Source organism: Phenylobacterium sp., assembly GCF_016793225.1.
Taxonomy (GTDB): domain Bacteria; phylum Pseudomonadota; class Alphaproteobacteria; order Caulobacterales; family Caulobacteraceae; genus Phenylobacterium.
The window spans coordinates 1-22,050 of the sequence record NZ_JAEUMN010000017.1 but is presented as its reverse complement, the minus strand read 5'-3'; the positions used below and the strand labels follow the sequence as shown (position 1 = coordinate 22,050).

At 69.3% G+C, this 22,050-nt stretch carries 21 protein-coding genes, 1 tRNA gene and 1 pseudogene; 2 read left to right on the top strand and 21 right to left on the bottom strand.

Features of this window, described 5'->3' with window-relative positions; translation table 11 throughout:
• From JNK30_RS01655 to JNK30_RS01615, 9 genes and pseudogenes are all read right to left on the bottom strand, one after another.
• Window positions 1–1,016 (bottom strand): annotated as a pseudogene (locus tag JNK30_RS01655) (DNA-directed RNA polymerase subunit beta'); the annotation flags it as partial.
• 95 nt (window positions 1,017–1,111) lie between these two features.
• Window positions 1,112–5,182 (bottom strand): DNA-directed RNA polymerase subunit beta, encoded by a 4,071-nt coding sequence (gene rpoB / locus JNK30_RS01650; RefSeq protein WP_293479563.1) that lies wholly within the window; start codon window positions 5,180–5,182, stop codon window positions 1,112–1,114.
• 402 nt (window positions 5,183–5,584) lie between these two features.
• Window positions 5,585–6,394, bottom strand: a complete 810-nt coding sequence (locus tag JNK30_RS01645) for a sterol desaturase family protein (protein WP_293479562.1) — start codon at window positions 6,392–6,394, stop codon at window positions 5,585–5,587.
• A gap of 91 nt (window positions 6,395–6,485) precedes the next feature.
• Entirely contained in the window at window positions 6,486–7,562 is a 1,077-nt protein-coding gene (locus tag JNK30_RS01640; protein WP_293479560.1) for an AraC family transcriptional regulator, read from the bottom strand.
• A gap of 36 nt (window positions 7,563–7,598) precedes the next feature.
• Window positions 7,599–8,699, bottom strand: coding sequence for a helix-turn-helix domain-containing protein (locus tag JNK30_RS01635; RefSeq protein WP_293479559.1), 1,101 nt, complete (start codon window positions 8,697–8,699; stop codon window positions 7,599–7,601).
• Window positions 8,700–8,729: 30 nt separating this feature from the next.
• Window positions 8,730–9,371, bottom strand: coding sequence for a hypothetical protein (locus tag JNK30_RS01630; protein ID WP_293479557.1), 642 nt, complete (start codon window positions 9,369–9,371; stop codon window positions 8,730–8,732).
• Between the two features lie 147 nt (window positions 9,372–9,518).
• Window positions 9,519–9,908 carry a 50S ribosomal protein L7/L12 gene (gene rplL, locus JNK30_RS01625; protein ID WP_293479555.1) on the bottom strand — a complete coding sequence of 130 codons (390 nt, stop codon included), beginning with the start codon at window positions 9,906–9,908 and terminating at the stop codon, window positions 9,519–9,521.
• A gap of 42 nt (window positions 9,909–9,950) precedes the next feature.
• Window positions 9,951–10,466 carry a 50S ribosomal protein L10 gene (gene rplJ, locus JNK30_RS01620; protein ID WP_293479553.1) on the bottom strand — a complete coding sequence of 172 codons (516 nt, stop codon included), beginning with the start codon at window positions 10,464–10,466 and terminating at the stop codon, window positions 9,951–9,953.
• A 291-nt stretch (window positions 10,467–10,757) separates the two neighbouring features.
• Window positions 10,758–11,189, bottom strand: a complete 432-nt coding sequence (locus JNK30_RS01615; RefSeq protein ID WP_293479551.1) for a hypothetical protein — start codon at window positions 11,187–11,189, stop codon at window positions 10,758–10,760.
• 89 nt (window positions 11,190–11,278) lie between these two features.
• Here JNK30_RS01615 and JNK30_RS01610 point away from each other — a divergent pair, with 89 nt between their 5' ends.
• Window positions 11,279–11,719, top strand: a complete 441-nt coding sequence (locus JNK30_RS01610) for a GxxExxY protein (protein WP_293479549.1) — start codon at window positions 11,279–11,281, stop codon at window positions 11,717–11,719.
• A 6-nt stretch (window positions 11,720–11,725) separates the two neighbouring features.
• Here JNK30_RS01610 and JNK30_RS01605 read toward each other — a convergent pair whose 3' ends face one another.
• From JNK30_RS01605 to JNK30_RS01565, 9 genes are all read right to left on the bottom strand, one after another.
• Window positions 11,726–12,922, bottom strand: a complete 1,197-nt coding sequence (locus JNK30_RS01605; protein WP_293479547.1) for an acetyl-CoA C-acetyltransferase — start codon at window positions 12,920–12,922, stop codon at window positions 11,726–11,728.
• A gap of 65 nt (window positions 12,923–12,987) precedes the next feature.
• Window positions 12,988–13,812 carry an enoyl-CoA hydratase-related protein gene (locus JNK30_RS01600; protein WP_293479545.1) on the bottom strand — a complete coding sequence of 275 codons (825 nt, stop codon included), beginning with the start codon at window positions 13,810–13,812 and terminating at the stop codon, window positions 12,988–12,990.
• 8 nt (window positions 13,813–13,820) lie between these two features.
• Window positions 13,821–14,330 (bottom strand): GNAT family N-acetyltransferase, encoded by a 510-nt coding sequence (locus JNK30_RS01595; RefSeq protein ID WP_293479543.1) that lies wholly within the window; start codon window positions 14,328–14,330, stop codon window positions 13,821–13,823.
• Between the two features lie 71 nt (window positions 14,331–14,401).
• Window positions 14,402–15,091 carry a 50S ribosomal protein L1 gene (gene rplA / locus JNK30_RS01590; RefSeq protein WP_293479541.1) on the bottom strand — a complete coding sequence of 230 codons (690 nt, stop codon included), beginning with the start codon at window positions 15,089–15,091 and terminating at the stop codon, window positions 14,402–14,404.
• A gap of 5 nt (window positions 15,092–15,096) precedes the next feature.
• The gene (rplK, locus tag JNK30_RS01585) at window positions 15,097–15,528 is read right to left on the bottom strand and encodes a 50S ribosomal protein L11 (protein WP_293479539.1); all 432 of its coding nucleotides are present in this window, start codon (window positions 15,526–15,528) and stop codon (window positions 15,097–15,099) included.
• Window positions 15,529–15,695: 167 nt separating this feature from the next.
• Window positions 15,696–18,515, bottom strand: coding sequence for a methyltransferase domain-containing protein (locus JNK30_RS01580; RefSeq protein ID WP_293479537.1), 2,820 nt, complete (start codon window positions 18,513–18,515; stop codon window positions 15,696–15,698).
• Between the two features lie 21 nt (window positions 18,516–18,536).
• Window positions 18,537–19,106 (bottom strand): transcription termination/antitermination protein NusG, encoded by a 570-nt coding sequence (gene nusG / locus JNK30_RS01575; protein ID WP_293479535.1) that lies wholly within the window; start codon window positions 19,104–19,106, stop codon window positions 18,537–18,539.
• A gap of 6 nt (window positions 19,107–19,112) precedes the next feature.
• Window positions 19,113–19,424 carry a preprotein translocase subunit SecE gene (gene secE, locus JNK30_RS01570; protein ID WP_293479533.1) on the bottom strand — a complete coding sequence of 104 codons (312 nt, stop codon included), beginning with the start codon at window positions 19,422–19,424 and terminating at the stop codon, window positions 19,113–19,115.
• A gap of 72 nt (window positions 19,425–19,496) precedes the next feature.
• A tRNA-Trp gene (locus tag JNK30_RS01565) sits at window positions 19,497–19,572 on the bottom strand.
• A gap of 190 nt (window positions 19,573–19,762) precedes the next feature.
• Between JNK30_RS01565 and JNK30_RS01560 the strand changes: the two genes are divergently transcribed.
• Window positions 19,763–19,987, top strand: a complete 225-nt coding sequence (locus JNK30_RS01560) for a hypothetical protein (RefSeq protein WP_293479531.1) — start codon at window positions 19,763–19,765, stop codon at window positions 19,985–19,987.
• A gap of 3 nt (window positions 19,988–19,990) precedes the next feature.
• On the opposite strand, the gene JNK30_RS01555 is transcribed toward JNK30_RS01560, so the two are convergent.
• The 3 genes from JNK30_RS01555 to JNK30_RS01545 form a co-directional block, all read right to left on the bottom strand.
• Complete coding sequence (locus tag JNK30_RS01555; RefSeq protein WP_293479530.1) at window positions 19,991–20,839, bottom strand: DUF2807 domain-containing protein; 849 nt, start codon at window positions 20,837–20,839, stop codon at window positions 19,991–19,993.
• 68 nt (window positions 20,840–20,907) lie between these two features.
• Window positions 20,908–21,480 carry a PEP-CTERM sorting domain-containing protein gene (locus JNK30_RS01550; protein ID WP_293479529.1) on the bottom strand — a complete coding sequence of 191 codons (573 nt, stop codon included), beginning with the start codon at window positions 21,478–21,480 and terminating at the stop codon, window positions 20,908–20,910.
• A 134-nt stretch (window positions 21,481–21,614) separates the two neighbouring features.
• Window positions 21,615–22,050: EF-Tu/IF-2/RF-3 family GTPase (locus tag JNK30_RS01545; protein WP_293479528.1), on the bottom strand; the 436-nt coding region annotated here is incomplete at its 5' end.

Genomic DNA, 22,050 nt, shown 5'->3' with positions numbered 1-22,050 from the left:
CGGCCCTGCTTGCCCTTCAGCATGTCGGCCAGCGACTTCAGCGGACGCTTGTTGGCGCCCGTGATCACGCGGCCGCGGCGGCCGTTGTCGAACAGGGCGTCGACGGCTTCCTGCAGCATCCGCTTCTCGTTGCGGATGATGATGTCCGGCGCGCGCAGCTCGATGAGGCGCTTCAGGCGGTTGTTGCGGTTGATGACCCGGCGGTAGAGGTCGTTCAGGTCCGAGGTCGCGAAGCGGCCGCCGTCCAGCGGCACCAGCGGGCGCAGTTCCGGCGGGATCACGGGGATCACCGTCAGCACCATCCACTCGGGCTTGTTCTTGCTCTCGATGAAGCTCTCGATGAGCTTCAGGCGCTTGGACGCCTTCTTGAGCTTCATTTCCGAGGTGGTGGTCTTCAGCTCCTCGCGGAGCTTCTCGGCCTCGTCCTCGAGGTGGATGCCCTTCAGCAGGCCCTGGACCGCCTCGGCGCCGATCTCGGCGGTGAAGCTGTCGTCGCCGAACTCCTCCTGGAAGCGCAGGTAGTCGTCCTCCGACAGCAGCTGGTGCTGCTTCAGGGGGGTCAGGCCCGGCTCGGTGACGATGTAGTTCTCGAAGTAGAGGACGCGCTCGATGTCCTTCAGGGCCATGTCCAGCATCAGCGCGATGCGGGACGGCAGCGACTTCAGGAACCAGATGTGGGCGACCGGCGAGGCGAGCTCGATGTGGCCCATGCGCTCGCGCCGGACGCGCGCCAGGGTGACCTCGACGCCGCACTTCTCGCAGATGATGCCCTTGTACTTCATCCGCTTGTACTTGCCGCACAGGCACTCGTAGTCCTTCGTCGGACCGAAGATGCGCGCGCAGAACAGGCCGTCACGCTCGGGCTTGAACGTGCGGTAGTTGATGGTCTCGGGCTTCTTGATCTCGCCGAACGACCACGACCGGATCTTCTCCGGGCTGGCGAGGGCGATACGGATGCGGTCGAAGGTCGGAGCGGCCTGGACCGGATTGAAGATGTTCAGGACTTCCTGGTTCATCTTGGTTCCTTCTGCGGCGTTCGCCGCGAAATTTCGTCAGAGCTGGGCGGGGCGGAGCGCCCTCCCCCGTCGCCGGGAGAGGGCTCTGCGATCCGTCAGCTGTTCTCCAGCTCCACGTTCAGGCCCAGGGAGCGCATCTCCTTGACCAGCACGTTGAAGCTCTCCGGAATGCCGGCCTCGAAGGTGTCGTCGCCACGGACGATGCTCTCGTAGACCTTGGTCCGGCCGGCCACGTCGTCCGACTTCACCGTCAGCATCTCCTGCAGGGTGTAGGCGGCGCCGTAGGCTTCCAGGGCCCACACCTCCATCTCCCCGAAGCGCTGGCCGCCGAACTGCGCCTTGCCGCCCAGCGGCTGCTGGGTCACGAGCGAGTACGGGCCGATCGAACGGGCGTGGATCTTGTCGTCCACCAGGTGGTGCAGCTTCAGCATGTAGATGTAGCCGACCGTGACCGGACGCTTGAACCGCTCGCCCGTCTGGCCGTCGTACAGGTACGACTGGCCCGACCGGTCGAGGCCCGCCTTCTCCAGCAGGTTCTCGATGTCGTCGATGTGGGCGCCGTCGAACACCGGGGTGGCGAAGGGGATGCCCTTCGACAGGTTCCGGGCCAGCTCGATCAGCTCCTCTTCCGTCTCCGGAAGCTCCTGGTCGTCGCCGTAGGCGTCCTTCAGGTGGTCGATCAGCGCCTGCTTCTGGCCGCCGTGCTGCCAGGCCTCCAGGAGCTGGGCGACCTGCTTGCCGAGGCCGGCCGCGGCCCAACCCAGGTGCGTCTCAAAGATCTGGCCGACGTTCATCCGGCTGGGCACGCCCAGCGGATTGAGGACGATGTCGACGCTGGTGCCGTCCTCAAGGTAGGGCATGTCCTCGATCGGCAGGATCTTGGAGATCACCCCCTTGTTGCCGTGACGGCCGGCCATCTTGTCGCCCGGCTGCAGCTTGCGCTTCACCGCCACGAACACCTTGACCATCTTCATCACGCCGGGCGGCAGCTCGTCGCCGCGCTGCAGCTTGTCGACCTTGTCCTCGAAGCGGCGGTCCAGGCGCTTGCGGGCGTCGTCGAACTGCTTGCGCAGCGCTTCGAGCTCGCCCATCGCCTTCTCGTCGTCGAGCGCGATCTGGCTCCACATGCCCGGCGCGATCTCGCCAAGCTTCTCCTCGGTGATCTCGCCGCGGCCCAGGCCCTTGGGACCGGAGACGGCGTTCTTGCCGACGAGCAGCGCGCGCAGGCGGGCCTGGAAGTTGCGGTTCAGGATCGCGAACTCGTCGTCCCGGTCCTTGCCCAGGCGGTCGATCTCGGCGCGTTCGATGGCCAGGGCGCGCTCGTCCTTGTCGACGCCGTGACGGTTGAAGACGCGGACTTCCACGATCGTGCCCGACACGCCCGGCGGGAGGCGCAGCGACGTGTCGCGCACGTCCGAGGCCTTCTCGCCGAAGATGGCGCGCAGCAGCTTCTCTTCCGGGGTCATCGGGCTCTCGCCCTTGGGCGTGACCTTGCCGACCAGGATGTCGCCGGGCTGGACCTCGGCGCCGATCGCCACGATGCCGGCCTCGTCGAGATTGCGCAGGGCTTCCTCGCCGACGTTCGGGATGTCGCGGGTGATCTCTTCCGGACCCAGCTTGGTGTCGCGGGCCATGACCTCGAATTCCTCGATGTGGATCGAGGTGAAGACGTCATCGCGCACGATCCGCTCGGAGATCAGGATCGAGTCCTCGAAGTTGTAGCCGTTCCAGGGCATGAACGCGACGAGCGCGTTGCGGCCCAGGGCCAGCTCGCCCAGCTCGGTCGACGGGCCGTCGGCGATGACGTCGCCGGCCTGGATCCGGTCGCCCACCTGCACCAGCGGACGCTGGTTGATGCAGGTCGAGGTGTTGGAGCGCTGGAACTTCTGCAGGCGGTAGATGTCGACGCCCGGCTTGGTGGGGTCGGTCTCTTCCGTCGCGCGGATGACGATACGCGTGCCGTCGATCTGCTCGACGACGCCCGAGCGGCGGGCCACCACGACGGCGCCCGAGTCCACCGCCACGACGCTCTCCATGCCGGTGCCGACCAGGGGCGCATCCGACTGGATGAGCGGCACGGCCTGCTTCTGCATGTTCGAGCCCATGAGGGCGCGGTTGGCGTCGTCGTTCTCGAGGAACGGGATCAGCGAGGCGGCGACCGAAACGACCTGCTTCGGCGACACGTCCATCAGGTCGACCTGGTCGCGCTGCAGCAGGCCCGGTTCGCCGTTGATCCGGCCAGGGACCAGGTCTTCCACGATCGAGCCGTTGTCGAGCTTGATGTTGGCCTGGGCGATGACGTGCTTCGCCTCTTCCATGGCCGACATGTAGACGACCTCGTCCGTCGTCTTGCCGTCACGGATCCGCCGGTACGGGCTCTCGATGAAGCCGTACTTGTTCACCACCGCGTGGGTGGCGAGCGAGTTGATCAGGCCGATGTTCGGACCTTCGGGCGTCTCGATCGGGCAGATCCGGCCGTAGTGGGTCGGGTGCACGTCGCGGACCTCGAAGCCCGCGCGCTCGCGGGTTAGGCCGCCCGGGCCCAGCGCCGAGAGGCGGCGCTTGTGGGTGATCTCGGACAGCGGGTTCGTCTGGTCCATGAACTGCGAGAGCTGCGAGGAGCCGAAGAACTCCCGCACGGCCGCGGCCGCCGGCTTCGCGTTGATCAGGTCGTGCGGCATGACCGTGTCGATGTCGACCGAGCTCATGCGTTCCTTGATCGCGCGCTCCATACGGAGCAGGCCCACGCGGTACTGGTTCTCCAGCAGTTCGCCCACCGAACGGACCCGGCGGTTGCCGAGGTTGTCGATGTCGTCGATCTCGCCGCGGCCGTCGCGCAGGCCGACCAGGGTGCGCAGCACCGCGATCACGTCTTCCTTGCGGATGACGCGCACGTCGTCCGGGCAGTCCAGCTCCAGGCGCATGTTCATCTTCACGCGGCCGACCGAGCTCAGGTCGTAGCGCTCGCCGTCGAAGAACAGCGACTTGAACATGGCCTCGGCGGCTTCCACCGTCGGCGGCTCGCCGGGGCGCATCACCCGGTAGATGTCGAACAGCGCGTCCTCGCGGACGGTGTTCTTGTCGATGCGCAGGGTGTTGCGCATGTAGGCGCCAACCGTCACGTCGTCGACGTCGAGCACGTCGAGCGTGTTGAAGCCCTGTTCCTCGAGGCTGGCCAGCAGGCCGGCGTCCAGCTCGTCGCCGGCTTCGGCGTAGATCTCGCCCGTCTCGAAGTTGACCAGGTCGCGCGCCAGGTAGCGGCCGTTGAGCGCCTCCGGCGCCAGCAGCAGGGTCTTCAGCCCGTTGTCGGCGAACTTCTTGGCGTTGCGCGCCGAGATCTTCTGGCCAGCAGGCGCGATCTCCTCGCCGGTGTCGGCGTCGACGAGCGGGAAGTCGGGCTTCGCACCGCGCCAGCGCTCGGGCCGGTAGGGGGTCGCCCAGCCGTCGCCCTTCTTCTCGTACGGGACGGTGTCGTAGAACGTGGAGAGGATCTCCTCCCCGTCCATGCCCAGGGCCATCAGGAAGGTCGTCGCCGGCAGCTTCCGGCGGCGATCGATGCGGACGTAGACGATGTCCTTGGCGTCGAACTCGAAGTCGAGCCACGAGCCGCGGTACGGGATCACGCGCGCGGCGAACAGGAGCTTGCCCGAGGCGTGGGTCTTGCCCTTGTCGTGGTCGAAGAAGACGCCCGGCGAACGGTGCATCTGGCTGACGATGACGCGCTGGGTCCCGTTGACGATGAAGGTGCCCTTCTCCGTCATGAGCGGGATGTCGCCCATGTAGACGTCCTGCTCCTTGATGTCCTTCACGGAGCGGGCGCCGGTCTCCTCGTCGGTCTCGAACACGATGAGGCGCAGCTTCACCTTCAGCGGCGCGGCATAGGTCATGTCGCGCTGGACGCACTCCTCGACGTCGTACTTCGGCTCCTCGAACTCGTAGGAGACGTATTCGAGCACGGCGCGCTCGTTGAAGTCCTTGATCGGGAAGACCGACTTGAAGACGGCCTCGATGCCCTCGTCGCGGCGTTCGCCGGCGCGGACCTCGCGCTGCAGGAACTGCTCGTAGGAGGAGCGCTGAACCTCGATCAGGTTCGGCATCTGCACGGCTTCGGGGATGCGGCCGAACGACTTCCGGATCCGCTTCTTACCGGTGAAGGACTGCGCCATTTTGATCCCTTGAGGGCGCCAGGCACGGAGTCCGGGCGCCGAGTGCTGTCATTCCGGGTCCGCCCTGTCGGACTCCCCGTGCGGGAAGCCGGACCCTGGAAGGCTCCCCGTGTCGTCGGGAGCGCCCCTTCGCATGGTCGGAGGGCGACGGACCATGCCTCGGGGCCTGCACGCGCGAAGGCCGCATCTCTGGAGATGTGAGTCGGGGATGTTTCGCGAGCGGCGGGAGATAGTCCCATTCGCAACGTTTGTGAAGTCCCCTCAGCGGGGAAAACGGCAAGCGCGGCGCGAAGCCTCCGCTCCACGCCGCTTGCTCGGCTGTCTGGACCGGGCCCCGGTCCTTCGAAGCCTCAACGGCCAGGCGCCGCGCGGGTTTCCTTCGCGGGCCTGGCGGGGCGCGCCCTACTCCGCCGCCAGGGTCTGCGGCGCGGGAGCGGCGCCGAAGGGACGCCAAGCCTTGGCCGCGTAGCGCGCGTGGTACTCGGGATGCTCGGTTCCGAACCAGCGGTCCCACCAGGTGAACCAGGCGCCGTAGTTCCACCCGGCCTGGGCATGGTGCAGATCGTGGTGCGTGGTGGTGACGATGAAGTCCAGCATCGGGCGGCCGTCCCGCCGGGCCGGCATCAGCTCGTAGCCCGAGTGCAGCAGCGTGTTGGTGACGATCTGGTACAGCATCACCCACTGCATCGAGCCGTCCGGCATGGGGAACACCCACGGCCACACCACCACGAACCCGATCAGCACCAGCGCCTCGCCCACGTCGAAGCTGTAGGCCGTGAAGGGCGACGGGTTGTGGCTGCGGTGATGACGGCGGTGGAAGCGGCGGAACAGCCGCGGATCGTGCATCAGCCGGTGCGACCAGTAGAACCAGGCGTCGAGGCCGGCGATCCCCGCGAACAGGGAGACCGCATACCAGACCGGGCCCCAGTCGTTGGCGACGTGCGCCAGCGGATAGAGCCCTGCGCGGTACATCAGGGTGAGCGCCACGCCGACGGTGGCGAAGATCGCCATGGAGCGGATCGAATAGAGCAGCTCCGTCGCCAGCTGCCGCGCCGGCGGCGTCTCCTCGCGGATCTTTCTGGGGGCGAGCAGCGGCCGCAGGACGACCCAAAGCAGGAACCACACGCCGACCGCGAAGATCAGGTAGCGCGTCAGGGTGGGCTCCATCTCGCGGAACCACATTTCCAGGATGTTGGGCAGGATCGGGGGCATGGCGGCGTCCTCGCGTTGGCTTGACGCCAGAGGACTGCGGCCGAGGCGGCGGGTCTTGCCGAAGTCGGCGCGACCCTCGCCGATTCCGAAATCAAACGGCTTCTTCCAGTTCCGGCAAGGCCCGGGCCAGCGCCGCCCGGCGCCATGCGGTCGGGGTCGAACCCGTCACGGCGCGGAACGCCCGGTTGAAAGGACCGAGGGAGCCGAAGCCCAGGTCGAACGCGATGACGGCGATCGTCGTGCGGGCATCGGCAGGATCGGAGAGCCTCAGCTTGGCGGCCTCGATCCGGAAGCCGTTGACGAACTCGGCGAAGTTCCTGTGCCCCAGGCGCTGGTTGATCAGCCTGCGCAGCCTGTGCTCCGGCTCCCCGAGGGCGGCCGCCACCGCGGCGATCGTCAGGCCCTCCTGGCGCCAGGCGCCTTCGTTCATGAACGCGTCGAGCTTGCGTGCGAGCTGCAGCGCAAGCGCCTCGGCCCGGCTGTCGGCCGCTCCAGAAGGACGCCTGGTCGGCGCGAAGACCCCAGGCCGGGCGGCGAGAAACACGGCCGCCCCGGCCAGCATCAGCGCCGCGAAAGCCGCGCCGCCGTACAGGCCGCCCGCCGTGAAGGCCTGCCACGGTCCGTCGGGATCCAGCCGCGTCGCGGTGACGAAGACGATGATCGCGATCACGAAGGCCGCGGACACGCCCAGCACGGCGCCGCGCAGCCGACGGCGACCCTCGACGAGGTCGCTCGTCCGGCCGCGGCCGATCACCACCATCGCGTGGACGGCGAGCCCTCCACCGATGAGATTGTGTACGACCCACAGGCCGTCCGACAGCGGCCGCGGGGACAGCAGCATCAGGCAGCCGGTCGCCAGCAGCAGCCCGATCGGCAGCAGGAGCGGCGGCGCGAGGGGACGGTCCTCGAACACCGTGACCACGAACAGCCAGAAGAGGCCGCTGATCGGGAAGGAGGCGATGAGGAGCGGCGTCAACCGCCCCGTCAACGCCCACAGCGCCGGCGACTCGCAGACCAGCCAGGCCACGATGCCGACGCTGAGCGCCGCGGTGGCGGCCTGCGCCGTCCGGCTCACGCCGCTGCCCCACACCGCAAGCCCGATCACGGCCGTCGCGCCGATGGCGATGCCGTGGAAGAGCAGGTCCAGGACGACGCGGCTGTCAGTCACGGGCGCCAGCGTACCATGAGGTCCGTCGGCGCAAACCTACGGCGCCGCTTGTTGCTCCAGCGAAGCCGGCTCCTGTGCGTGCCCGGCCGCGGCCAGCGCGGCCCGCCGCCACTCGGTGGGGGTCGAGCCCGTCGCGTTGCGGAATGCCCGGTTGAAGGGGCCGAGCGATCCGAAACCCAGGTCGAACGCCACCGCCGCGATCGTGGTGCGCGCCTCCGCGGGATCGGAGAGCCTCCGCTTGGCGGCCTCGATCCGCCGCCCGTTGAGGAAATCGGCGAAGTTGCGATACCCCAGCCGCTGGTTGATCAGGCGCCGCAGCCGGTGCTCGGGGACCCCGAGCTCGCTCGCGAGTCCGCCGATGGTCAGCCCCTCGCGGCGCCAGATCTCCTGCGCCATCGTCGCGTTCAGTTGCTCGACCAGCCCGCGGTCGGCGGCGTCGGCCCGGGGATCGGCCGAGGCCTCAATTCGCCTCGCCGCGGCCCCGAAGGCGGTCGGCTGGACCGTCAGGGCGACCGACGCCATGCCCAGCGCGAGCGCGGCGACGACCACGCCCCCGATCGGACGCCCCACCACATAGTCCAGCCAGCCGGGGTCGTGGCTGAGCCGGAAGGCGAAGCCGGCCGACACCTGGACCACGACGAACAGGCAGGCCAGCGACAGGACGACGGCGCGGAGCCGCCGCCGCCGCTCGACGAGGTCATCGCTCCAGCCGCGCAGGATGAGCACGCCTGCGTGCACCGCGAGGATGGCGCTGAAGAGGTTTCGCGCGCCCCAGAGTCCCGTCACGGCGTCGTCCTGGACGAGAGGCTGGATCACGCCGGTCACCAGCAGGACCGCCGCAGGCGCGAGGGTTAGCGGCGTGATCCTCCAGTCGGCGAAGACCGTCAGGATGAACAGCCAGAGCAGACCCGCCACCGGTGCGGCCAGCACCAGCGAGATCGCAGGCTCGCCCATCGCCGCCCAGAGCGGCCGGGACTCGTTCACCGCCATCCCCATGATGCTCGCGGTGACGAGCAAGGTGGCGAGGCGGATGTGGGGATTGAGCCCGCTGCGCCAGACCACCAGGCACACCACAAGCATCGCGCCGGCCGCCAGGCCGTGCACGAACGCGCTGATCAGGGCGACGGATTCGCTCATCGCCGCCCAGGCTAACATGCCCCATGGGGCTCAGCGCGGCGGGGATCCGCCGTTCAGGAGCGGCAGGCAGGACTGCCAGTTGCTCGGGTTGGCGGCCGCGCAGGCCTGGTAGCTCTGGCCGGCCCGATAGATGCCCATCGCCGCGACGTCGCCGTTGTTCAGGCCGGTCGCGCCGCCCGGAGCGGCCGGCAGTCCCGGGGCCTGGTAGGCGCCGATCCCGAGCCGCGGGGGCGACGGCGCAGCCGGCGCCGGCGCCGCGGCGCCCGCGATCCGCAGGCAGGCCTGGATCGCCGTGCTGTCGCCGGCCGCGTTCTGCACGCACATCCGGATCGCGTCCTGAATGGCGGCGCCGTTGACGGCAGGCGCAGGCGCGGCGGGCGCCGGGACGCGCGCCTGGTTGAGGAGGCCCAGGACGCCGGACGCCACCGCCGCCTTGTTGCCGCCCACGAGGCCCCCGAGGCCTCCGCCCGGAAGCCCCGGCGAAGCCGGCGTGGTCGAGCCCAGCTTGGCGCGCAGCTGCGCGCACTCGGCCATCGTCGCGCCGGCCGGCGAGTTGCAGATCTGGATCGCGGCGTTCAGTCGGTTGATCTCGTACGCCGACTGCGCCCTGGCTACCGTCGCCGGACCCAGCACGACGAGCGCGGCCGCTCCCGTCAGCAGTGTCTGTCGCATCGTCGCGCCCCCACGCAAGCTCTCCAGCCTGCGCATCGTGCGCCGATCATGCGGCCCCGGCCTCCCCCGATCAGGGGTACGAAAAAGGGCCGGGATCGCTCCCGGCCCTTCGATCTTCGAAAGAAGCGCTGATCCAGCGCGTCCAGACTACTTGATCTGGACGGTCGCGCCGGCTTCCTCGAGCTTCTTCTTGATCTCTTCCGCTTCCTGCTTGGAGATGTTCTCCTTCACGTTCTGCGGGGCGCCTTCGACGAGGTCCTTGGCTTCCTTCAGGCCGAGGTCCGGACGGACGGCGCGGACTTCCTTGATCACGTTGATCTTCTTGTCGCCGCCGGCGGCGAGAACGACGGTGAACTCGGTCTGCTCTTCGGCGGCTTCGGCCGGAGCGGCGCCGCCCGCGGCGGGGCCGGCAGCGGCGACGGCGACCGGCGCGGCGGCCGAGACGCCCCACTTTTCTTCGAGCAGCTTGGAGAGCTCAGCGGCTTCCAGGACGGTCAGGGCGGACAGGTCGTCCACGAGTTGTTGCAGGTTGGCCATGTGATGAGGTCCTTAAGAGAGAGGTTTGTCGGGAAGTGACGATCAGGCGGCGTCTTTGGCGGCGTAGGCGCCCATGACGCGAGCCAGCTGACCAGCCGGCGCCTGCAGGACGCCCGCGACCTTGGTGGCCGGGGCTTGCAGGAGGCCGATGATCTTGGCGCGGAGCTGATCCAGCGAAGGCAGGGTGGCGAGCGCCGAAATGCCCTTCTGGTCCAGCACCTGTTGACCCATGAAGCCGCCGACGACGGTGAACTTGTCGTTGTCCTTGGCGTATTGGGTCGCGACCTTGGCGGCGGACACCGGGTCGGCGGCGAAGGCGATCGCGACCGGGCCTTTGAAGAGGGCGTCGCCCGCTTCACCGGCCGAGCCGTTCAGAGCCTTCTGAGCCAGGGTGTTCTTCACCACCTGCAGCTGGGCGCCCTGCTCACGCAGCTTGCCCCGCAGATCGGTCATTTCCGCAACGGTCAGACCCATGTAGTGGGTCACGACCACGGCGCCGGAGTCAGCGAAGACGCCCTTGAGCGCTTCGATGGCGTCCTGCTTTTGAGCGCGGTCCATTGCGGTCTCCATACTCAGGTTCCGCACGCGCGAGAGTGCGCACGCGGGTAAGCACCTGTCCGATGAGGAAAGCCGCAGCCGTCGCGCCGCCGCATTGCGGTGGACCGATCAGGCCGTCATCTTCCCGTCTCCCTGCGCCTGAGGAGGGGCCCCTCCTCGCGTTACGGCCTCCGGCGACCCCGGCGGCTGCACAGTTCTTGGACAGGATGGGAAACCCCGGGGGGTCGCCCGTCCTCGCCTCTCCCGAGGGAGCTGCGAAGCGCGGGCCTATATACGAAGCCTCCCGCGGACTCAACCCGCGGCGAGCCAGGCCTCGACCAGTGCGGCCTTCTCGAGATCCTTCGGCCGGCCGAACAGGCGCAGGATGCGCAACTGCTCCTCCGCCGACGGGATCGGCCCGCGCACGTCGAGCGCCCTCCCGCGCACGCGCAGCCCGCCCATGATCTCCACCGGCCCCCAGGGCGTCGCGTAGCGCGCGAAATCCTCCGACCGGAACGGCCCGTCGGGCGCCTTCGCCTCACCGGCCTCCACCCAGCCCGCCCAGGCCGAGCGCAGCCGCTGCGCGCCCTCCACGCCCGTCACCACGTCCAAGTCCGCCGCGCCCTCCAGCGGCGCGCCCAGCAGGATGAGCGCGCCCGACCCGATCAGCGCCCACGGCGCGGCGAACGCGTCGAGGTCGGGCGCCAGGTGCTCGAACAGATTTTGCAGCTCACACGGACTCATGACGGCTCAGGGGGGCCACTCGTCTAGCCTGCGCGACGGCACGCCTGTAGAACATTCGAGGAACCTCCATTGCTGCGTCGCCTGCTGAAATGCACCACCAAGAGCCCCAAGCCCGCCAAGCCGTCCCGGCTTCACTCGACAGGATCGCACGCACGGTTGTGGACGCCGGGCTGAAGGTTCACCGCGCACTGGGACCGGGCCTGCTGGAGTCGGCCTATGAGGCCTGTCTGGCGCACGAGCTTCTCCAGCGCGGCGTCGCCCTCCGCCGCCAGGTGCCGTTGCCTCTGACATACGAGGGCCTGGAGCTCGACGCCGGCTATCGCCTGGATCTCCTAGTCGCCGACGAGCTCATCGTCGAGGTGAAGGCGGTCGAGGCGCTTTCGCGCCTCCATGAGGCGCAGATCCTGACATATCTCAAGCTGTCAGGACGGCGACTCGGTCTCCTCATCAACTTCAACACCTGCCTCTTCAAGGACGGTATCCGCAGGATCATCATGTGCCTTGGTGATCTTGGTGCGCTTGGTGGTTAGACCCGCTCAGGCCGCTTCGAAGATCGCCGCGATGCCCTGGCCGCCCCCGATGCACATGGTCTCCAGGCCGTACTTGCCGTCGCGGCGCTTCAGTTCGCGCAGCAGGTTGGCCAGGATGCGACCGCCCGTGGCGCCGATCGGGTGGCCCAGCGAGATGCCCGACCCGTTGACGTTCAGGCGGTCCCGGTCGTCCCAGCCCCAGCCCTTGAGAACGGCGAGCACCTGGGGCGCGAAGGCCTCGTTCAGCTCGACGAGGTCGATGTCGTCCCAGCCCATGCCGGTGCGCTCGAACAGGCGCTTCACGGCGGGCACCGGCCCGATGCCCATCCGCGACGGATCGCAGCCGGCCGCGGCCCAGCTGACGAAATAGCCCATCGGCTCGAGGTTCAGCTCGGCCAGCTTGTCCTCGGCCACGACCAGGCAGGCGGCGGCCGCGTCGTTCTGCTGGCTGGCGTTGCCGGCGGTGACCACGCCGTCCTTCTCGATGGCCTTCAGCTTGCCGAGGCTCTCGGGCGTCGCGTCCGCGCGCACCCCTTCGTCCTGCTTGAAGACGATCGGGTCGCCCTTCTTCTGCTTCACCTCGACGGGCACCAGCTCGTCGTCGAACTTGCCCTCGGCCCAGGCCTTGGCGGCCCGCTGGTGGCTCATCGCGGCGTACTCGTCGCACTCCTCGCGGCTGATCTGGTAGTCGCGGGCCAGGTTGTCGGCGGTCTCGATCATGCCGCTGATCACGCCGAAGCGCTCGATCGGCTGGCTCATCACGCGGCCGCGCGAGAGGCGGTCGTGCAGCGTCACCGAGCCCGCGCGAGCGCCCTTGCGCATGTCGAGCGTGTAGTACTCGGCGTTGCTCATGCTCTCGACGCCGCCCGCGATGACCACGTCGGCGACGCCCGTCTGCACCATCATGGCCGCGTCCACGACGGCCTGCAGCCCCGAGCCGCAGCGGCGGTCGAGCTGGTAACCGGGGGTCTCGATGGGGAAGCCCGCCGCAAGCGCCGACCAGCGGGCGATGCACGGCGCCTCGCCGTTGCCGTAGCCCTGGGCGAAGATCACGTCGTCGACCTTCATGGGATCGATGCCGGTGCGCTCCACCAGCGCCTTCAGCACCACGGCGCCCAATTCGCCCGCCGGGATGTCGCTGAGCGCGCCCAGGTACTTGCCGACAGCAGTGCGGATGGGGCTGACGATGGCGGCGCGTCTCACGTGGATGTCCTCCCGAACGGTCGTTTGACGTCACCTGCGGCCCGACGGCCGGATCGTCAAGAGGTTCAGCCCTTCCAGGCCGGCGCGCGCTTCTCCATGAAGGCCTTCACGCCCTCGCGGTAGTCCGGCGTCTTCGACATCTCGACCAGCAGCGACTCGGCCTCGCGCACCGCGCTGGCGGCGTCGCGGTGAAGGTCGCGGTAGATCTGGCGCTTGGTCTCGCGCGCCGAGCCGGGGGCGACATTGGCCGCGAGGCTGCGGGCATAGGCCATCACCTCGTCCATCAGCCGGTCGGCCGGAACGATGCGGTTCAGGAAGCCCATCCGGTCCGCTTCCTCGGCGGTGAACACCCGGCTGGAGAGCAGGATGTCGTTGGCGAAGGTCAGGCCGATGATCCGAGGCAGGATCCACGAGAGGCCATACTCCGCCGGGAAGTTGTAGCGGCCGTGGGCCGCCGTGAACTTCGCGCCGGGCACAGAGAACCGCAGGTCCGCATAGGCCGCCAGGACGAGTCCCACGCCCGCCGCCGCGCCGTTGATCGCCGCGATCACCGGCTTCGTCAGACCGAAGTGGTAGGCGAAGGTCGCATCGAATTCCTCGTGCACGCCGTAGCCCGGCTCGGCGATGTCGTCCGGCGTCCCGGCGTCGTACTGGCCGCGCGCCGAGTGGCCCTCCAGCGCCTGGAGGTCGGCGCCGGGGCAGAAGGCGCCGCCTTCCGGATCGCCCGTGACGACGATCACGCGGACAGCCGGGTCCTTGTCGGCTTCGCGCAGGATCCAGCGGTACTCGGTGTGCATCCGCCCGGTCCACGCATTGCGGCGCTTCGGGCGAGCCAGCGTGACGAGCGCGATCCCGTCGGCGACATCGTAGCGGGTGGCCTTGAGTTCCATGCCCGCCACTATGCCACCCGGAAGCGCAGGATGAAGCCGTTCCAGAGGTCGTCGTCCCGGTCGAGTTCGTCGACCGGGCCGTCGGCGGCCTCTGCGGCGACCCTGCGCCAGAACGCCAGCGCGCCGAGATTCCGGCGCGCCACCGCCAGCTCCCACTGGCCGGGACGCGGCGCGATGGCGGCCAGCGCCGCCGCGCGGCCGACGCCGCCCCGGCGGTGCTTCCGGACTACGAAGAACTCGGCGACCGCGTGGTCCAGGGGCAGGCCGGCGTGGCTGTGCCGGTTGAGCAGGACGAGCCCGGCGATGTGGCCGTCCGCGCGGATCAGGAACGGCTCTCGGTCCGGATCGGTCCAGTAGGCGTCCAGGTGGGGGTACGCCTTGAAGAGGCCGTCCTCGCCCAGCTCGCCACGCGCCGTCCCGGCCCACTGCTCCGTGAAGTCGTAGGTGTAGAGCTGAAACAGGTTCGACATCGCGCCGTGTCGGTCAGGACCGGCCGGCTCCAGGATCACGTCCGCCATGACGTCGCCCCCAAACGCAAAAGGCGCAGCGTCGCCGCTGCGCCTCCGCAATCTACACCGGATCAGGGCGCTCAGGCGCCCAGCGACCCTTGGTCCACCTTGAAGCCCGGGCCCATCGTCGACGAAAGGCTGATCTTCTTGATGTAGGTGCCCTTGGCGCCCGACGGCTTGGCCTTGTTGAGGGCGTCCACCAGGGCCTTCACGTTGGCCTGCAGCGCGTCCTCGGTGAACGAGGCCTTGCCGATGCCGGCGTGGATGATGCCGGTCTTCTCGGTGCGGAACTCGATCGAGCCGCCCTTGGCGTCCTTCACGGCCTGGCCGACGTTCGGCGTCACGGTGCCGACGCGCGGGTTCGGCATCAGGCCGCGCGGGCCCAGCACCTTACCGAGACGGCCCACCAGGGCCATCATGTCGGGCGTGGCGATCACGCGGTCGAAGTCCATGAAGCCGCCCTGGATCCGTTCCACCAGGTCCTCGGCGCCCACGACCTCGGCGCCGGCCGCCTTGGCTTCCTCGGCCTTGGCGTCCTTGGCGATGACGGCGACGCGGACGTCGCGGCCGGTGCCGGACGGCAGGGCCACCACGCCGCGGACCTGCTGGTCGGCGTGACGCGGATCGACGCCCAGGTTCACGGCGATCTCGACGGTCTCGTCGAACTTGGCGTTGGCGTTGGCCTTCACGAGCTTCACGGCGTCGGCCAGCGGGTGCGTGGCCTGCGTATCGCCGGTCCACGCCTTCATGCGCTTGGGTTGCTTGGCCATGGCGCTCAGGCCTCCACGATCTGCAGACCCATCGAGCGCGCGGAGCCCTCGATGATCTTGGCGGCGGCCTCGACGTCGTTCGCGTTGAGGTCCTTCATCTTCTTCTCGGCGATCTCGCGCAGCTGGGCGCGGGTGATCTTGCCGGCGCTGTCACGGCCGGGCTTCTGCGAGCCCGACTTCAGCCCCAGCGCCTGCTTGATGAAGTAGCTGGCGGGCGGGGTCTTGGTGACGAAGGTGAACGACTTGTCCTGGTAGACCGTGATCACGGTCGGAAGCGGCGTACCCTTCGCTTCCTTTTCGGTGCGGGCGTTGAACTCCTTGCAGAAGCCCATGATGTTGACGCCGCGCTGACCCAGCGCCGGCCCGATGGGCGGCGAAGGCGTGGCGGAGCCCGCGGGCACCTGCAGTTTGATATAGCCCAAGATCTTCTTGGCCATCTTTGCTCCTCAGTGGCTCATGCGAGCCGGTTTGAGCCGTGGTGCGGGGTTACGACAGCCGCCCCCTCCCACGGATTTGATGTCACGGTCGTGACAGCCCGCGGACGCAGAGCGCCGCGAGGCGCGCGCATCTAGCAGCAAAGGGCCCAGGGCACAACCGCGGGCGGTCAGCCCGGCCGCCGGACCCAGAACTGGTACATGCCCATGAAGGTGAGCGGGTTGGCGCGCTCGAAGGCGTCCCAGTTGGCGAGATCCAGGCCGTTCGGGTCCGCAGGATAGGCGGCGCGGTAGGCGGGCATCGCCCCGCCGACGGAGACGAAGCCCAGGAACTCCAGCCCCGTCTCGGCCAGCATGCGGCGGATGTCGGCGATCTCGTGCTCGTGCTCCTGCACGTGCATCACCAGGTCGCGCAGCGTGCTGGCGGCGTAGAAGTCGGTGGTGTCCATCGCCGCCTTCAACGGGTCGCCGTCCGGGGCGGCCACGATGGCCTGCCTCAGCTCGCGCAGGGTTTCGGGCGTGTATGTCTGCGCCAGCGCCTTGGCGGGCGCCCAGCGCGCCCGCGCGCGCCGGCTGTAGAGGCCGAGCTTCATCAGACCGCCCGACCGAAGCCGGCCTGCGAGGACGCGCGCGCCTTCGAACGGATCCGACAGGTGATGCAGCACGCCGCTGCACTCGATCACGTCGAACGTCCGTCCGGTGGCGCCCAGCTCCAGCAGATCCGCCTGCGCGTAGGTGAAGTTCGCGAGCCCCGCCTCGCGGGTCTTGCGCAGCGCATAGGCGAGGCTGGCGCGCGAAAGGTCGACCGCCAGCACCTTCGCGTCCGGGCCGTAGCGCTGACCCGCATGGATCGCGTGGAAGCCGGTGCCGCAGCCTGCGAACAGCACCTCGGCCGCCGGCGGGATCGCGCGGCCCATGATGCCGGTCGCGGCCGGCAGGCGGGTGACCCGCCGCCAGCGCGGATAGGGGTTCGCCTCGTACTGGCTGCGGACCGCCTCGGAAACGCCGCCGCGAATGGGCGTCAGCGTCGGCAGGCCGGCGGCCAGAGCCCGCTCGTCCCGGACGTTGGCGAGCTGCTCGCGCAGCACATCGGCCACGCCCCCCGTCCACCCCCGTTCGAGCAGCGCTTCGGCGCCGGGCACGTCCGACAGCGCCCTGTAGCAGCCCAGGATCATGACCTCGTCCGGGGTGAGCCGATCGATCCGCGCGGCCAGGCGATCGACCAGCTGCCGCTCGATGGCGTCCTGCGCCCAGCAGTACTCGTTGAGGAAGCACTGGATCGCCAGCGCCGGCAGGATCGGCTTCAGCGCCTCCACCTCGTTCCCGAACAACAGGCGCCGGCGGATCGTCGTCAGCCGGCCCTCCAGCCAGTACGGATAGGCCGGCGTGGACGTCAGCACCTCGGCCAGCAATCCGTCCGAGGCCACGGCCGCGTCGCTGGCGGGCCAGTTGTAGCGCAGGTGCACGATCGCCGGCTGGCCGGACGGCTGCACGCCGCGGGCGCCGCGGCGCAGGTCGGCCCAGACGGCCGCGCGGGCCCGCGGCGCCTTCCAGTCTTCGAGGCTGCCCAGGGACGTCTCCTGCACGTCCGGCGCGGCCGCCGCCCGCGGCGACGGCTTCTGGGCCCAGAACATGTACATCCGCGCGAAGGTCCGGGGGTTCTGCGCCTCGAACTGCTCCCAGCCGTTCAGGTCCAGGCCGGCCGGGTCATGCGGAAACGCCGCCCGGTACATCTTCATGACCGCATCGGGCACGATGAAGCCCAGGAAGACGAGCCCGTTCTCGTCGAGCATCCGCCGCAGGTCGGCGAAGTTCATCTGATGCTCCTGCACGTGCATCAGAAGGTCGCGGCAGGACGAGGTGGTGTAGAAATCCCGGGACGCGGCGGGCCAGCGCATCGGGTTGCTTTCCGGCCAGCCCAGGATGGCCTGCCGGAGCTCGCGCACCGTTTGCGGCGTGTATTGCCGCGCCAGCTCCTGCCCGGCCCGCAGCCCCTGGCGCGCCGTCGAGCTGTACAGGCCGATGTTCACGAGACCGCCCGGCTTCAGCGTCCGGCAGATCGCCCGCGCGCCCTCGAAGGGGTCGGACATGTGGTGGAGCACGCCGACGCAGGTGACCACATCGAAGGCTTCGGGATAGCGCTCCGGCAGTTCCAGGATGTCGCCGTGCACGTACTCGATGCCGGCGATCCCCTCCTCCCGGGTCTTGCGGGCCGCGTAGGCGAGGCTCCGCCGGCTGAGGTCGACGGCGACCGTCCGGCCGGCCGCCAGGTACTCGTGCGCCTGGATCGCCTGTCGCCCCGTGCCGCAGCCGGCGACGAGCACCTCGGCGCGCGGCGGCAGAGGCCTGCCGTGGATGTGCGTGGCGAAGCCCACCTTCGGCGCCCGCCGCCACCGGGGATACGGATGGGTCTCGTACTGCGACCGGACGTTCGAGGAGACCCCGGCGCGGATCTCCGTCACGGCCGGAAGCGTCTCGGCGATCTCGCGCTCGATCCGCACGGCGCCGATCTGCTCGAACAGCACCTCTTCCACGGGCCCCGTCCAGCCCTTCGCCAGGAAGTCGTCGGCGGCCGGCAGGTCCGACAGCAGCCGGTAGCAGGCCAGCGCCATCGTCTCCTCGGGCGTGAGGTCGGCGCCACGGGCTTCGAGCGCGGCCACGGCCGCCGTTTCCTCGGGCCCCTCCTTCCAGGCGTATTCGTTGAGCTGGCACTGGATGGCCAGCGCGCCGAGGAAGCGCTCTGTTCCAGGGGTGGCGGGGGCGAAGAGCAGGGTCCGGCGGATGGCCGTCATCCGCCGCTCGTACCACTCCGGGAAGACCGCGAAGCTCTTGAGGCTCTCGATCAGAAGCTCGTCGCGGCTCGCCGCCGCGAGGTCGGACGGCCACGTCTGGCGCAGGATCTCCACGGCGCGGAAGACGTAGTCCTCCAGGGCTCCGCGCTCGCGGAACCCGGCGACGAGGCTTCGGCGCTCCTCTTCGAACTCGTCCATGGCGGCGGGGCGGGCCCGGCGCTAGCCGATCTTCTCGACCTGGCCGTATTCGAGCTCGACCGGCGTCGCGCGGCCGAAGATGGAGACGGTGACGCGGAGGCGGGCGCGTTCCTCGTCGACCTGCTCGACCGATCCGTTGAAGCTGGCGAACGGCCCGTCGGTGACGCGCACCTGCTCGCCGATCTCGAAGGTGATGGTCGGCTTCGGCCGCTCCACGCCCTCCTCGATCGTGCCGATGATGCGCTCGACCTCCTTTTCGGACACGGGGATCGGCTTGGACCCGCTGCCCAGGAAGCCGGTGACCTTCGGCGTGTTCTTGATGAGGTGGTAGGCCTCGTCGGTCAGTTCCATCTTCACGAGCACGTAGCCCGGGAAGAACTTGCGCTCGGCGTTGATCTTCCGGCCACGCCGGATCTCGACCACGTCCTCGGTGGGCACGAGCACCTCGGAGAACTGCTCTTCCAGCCCGTGCTGGCGGGCCTGGTCGAGGATCGACTCCTTCACCTTCTTCTCGAAGTTCGAGTAGGCGTGGACGATGTACCACTTGTGGCGCGGGTTGCCCTTGGCGGGCGCGGTGGCGGCTTCAGACATGTGCAGTTATCCGGTCGCGAGCTTGAGCAGCCACGTGATGGCGGTGTTCAGGACCCAGTTGACGACGAAGAAGAAGATCGCCGCCAACACCACCATGATCGCCACCATCACGGAGGTGATCCAGGTTTCCTTGCGGCTGGTCCAGGTGATCTTGCGGGCCTCGGCGCGGACTTCGGCGGCGAAGCGGGGAAGGTTGCGGAGCCCTTCGATCAGGCCGCCCTTCTTGGGCGCGGCGGCGGCGGCCCCCGGCGTCGCCATCGCGGCGGCGGTCTTGGCGGCGCGCTCGCGGATGGCTTGCGGGCTCGGTTTCCTGGCCATGCGGCTCTTCAAACTCTCATCTGGAGCCCGCGGCCGCGGCGCTCCGGTTCCTGTGGTCGGACTTATATAGGGTGGCAGGAGTGGAGGGACTCGAACCCCCGGCCCTCGGTTTTGGAGACCGATGCTCTACCAGCTGAGCTACACTCCTTCGCTCACCCTCCCCGACGTCCTCGAGGCCTGCTTCTTCCGGCTTCCGGGGGAACACCCGTCGCCGCGCGTGGCGGCTAGAAAAGCAGACTCCAACGATGTCGGGTAGGACGCAGGCGTATGACGCAACGGCGCGGCCGTTTCAAGGGGCTTCACCGGGATCGAAGGCGGGGGCGAGGCGTTGAGGCGTCATGCCCCGCACCCACGACGACGCCTACAATCGCGACGAGGACCAGAAGCCCCGGGAGGGCGCCTCTCCGCGCGCAGCCTCCGAACCGGAGGGGTCCGAGGGCTCGGCGCGAAGCGCCAAGACCTTCACCGACCCGGCCAGCGGCGGCGGCCAGAAGCCGGGTCATTCCCCGAACCGGGCCGAGACGGACCTGACCGAGGGCGCCCCGCATCGCCACAAGCCGTAGCGCTCAGCGCGAACGGTCGCCGATGCTGACGCGGCCGCCGCCGGACACGGACTTGCGGACCTGGCCGGTCACCTCCCGCACGCGGACGCCCCCGAGGCCCGAGATCGAGGCGTCGAGGTCGCGGGCCGCGCCGCCGTACTCGACCGATCCGACGCCGGACACGGAGGCGCGGATGAGGTTGGCGCGGCCGTTCTCCATGCCGATCTTCCCGACCCCCGACACGCGCGCCTGAACGTCGCCGTTCACCTCGGCCACCTGCACGTTCCCGGCGCCCGAGAGACGGGCGTCTAGGCCGTTGCGCACGCGCGTCGCATGGACGTCGGCGGCGCCCGACAGATGCAGTTCCAGGCGGTCGGACGCGCCCATGCGGATCGAACCGGCGCCCGACTCGTGGATCTCGGCGGCGCCAGCCACGTCGGCGATGGTCCAGGCGCTGCACCCCGAGTTGGACAGCTCCAGGCTGCTGGAGCGGCCGATGGCGCCCACCACCGCGCCGCTGGCGGAGAGGGAGACGCTGCGCGGCGTGTGGATCACGACCTGCGGCATCTCGTCGTAGTCGACCCGACCGACGCCCCGCACCCTGACGTGCGGACGGGCCGACAGGGCGTCGCAGCCGCGGATGCGGCGGTGAAGCCCGCCGTCCACGACCACGCGGCCGCCCTCGCTGCGGACGGCGAGCGGGAGCGCGGCGTTGGGCCTGACCACCTCCACCCTGACATCCGACCGGTCGGCGGGCACGACGGTCACGCGCGCCACGGCGTCCTTGATCTCGACCGAGGCGGCGTGCGCCGCGCCGGCCGAAGCCGCGACGATGGCCGCCGCGGCGGTCGTCAGTCGAACCGCTAGTCTCATCGCCCTCTCCCGCCCAGGTTCGAAGCGAGGCTAGGGCGGGCCCGGGCAGGTCACAGCTTAATTCGGAGTCATGACGCCGTTGTCATGGAGCGCCGGCGCAACCGTCCGCCCGCCAGCAGCAGCCCGGCGATGATCAGCGCCCAGGTGGAGGGCTCCGGGATCGTCGTGACCCTGAGGGTGAAGGGCCGGCCGACGGCCTCGACGCCTGCGACCGCGAAGATCGTCGCCGCCTCGCGCCATTGCTCGCTGTAGACGCCCATCGGATCGTAGGTCACGCGGTCGTAGGGCGAGAGGCGCGTCGACCAGGATCGCGCTCCGACCGGAAGATAGATCGGATCGACCGTGTCGCCGCCCACGAAGTCGAACAACACCTCGCCGGCGTAGGTCTCGTAGTGCTGGCGCAGCTGGAAGTCATAGGCCCAGTGGGACTCTTCCCCGAACGGCTGGGGAGACGACCAGGTGACGATGTAGTCCCCGGCCGGCAGCCAGAAATCCGTGCTGGCCGAGGCGGCGGCGTGATCGCCCTGCGCCTGCCACACCCCATGGACGACGAGAACCTCGCCCGCCATCGCCGGGCTTCCGAAGACCAGGGCCGCCGCCAGCGCGGTCGTCGCAGCCCGTCGAAGTCGAGGCGCCCTCATGCGGAGTCCTCCTCAGGCCGCCATCCTTTCAGACGCCAACGCGCGAAGTGTTGATCCAGATCAGCGTCACCGCACGAAAAAGGCCGCCGGGGGATGCCCGGCGGCCCTGGTGTTCGCTCAAGCGGCCTTGCGGCTTACTTGATGATCTTGCTGACGACGCCCGAACCCACCGTGCGGCCGCCCTCGCGGATCGCGAAGCGCAGGCCCTGGTCCATGGCGATCGGCGTGATCAGTTCGACGTTCAGCTCGGCGTTGTCGCCGGGCATGATCATCTCCACGCCTTCCTTCAGCTTGATGATCCCCGTCACGTCCGTCGTGCGGAAGTAGAACTGCGGGCGGTAGTTCGTGAAGAACGGGGTGTGCCGCCCGCCCTCTTCCTTCGTCAGGATGTAGGCCTCGGCCGTGAACTCCGTGTGCGGCGTGATCGAGCCCGGCTTGCACAGCACCTGGCCACGCTCCACGTCCTCGCGCTTCGTGCCGCGCAGCAGCACGCCCACGTTGTCGCCCGCCTCGCCCTGGTCCAGCAGCTTGCGGAACATCTCCACGCCCGTGCAGGTCGTCTTCTGCACG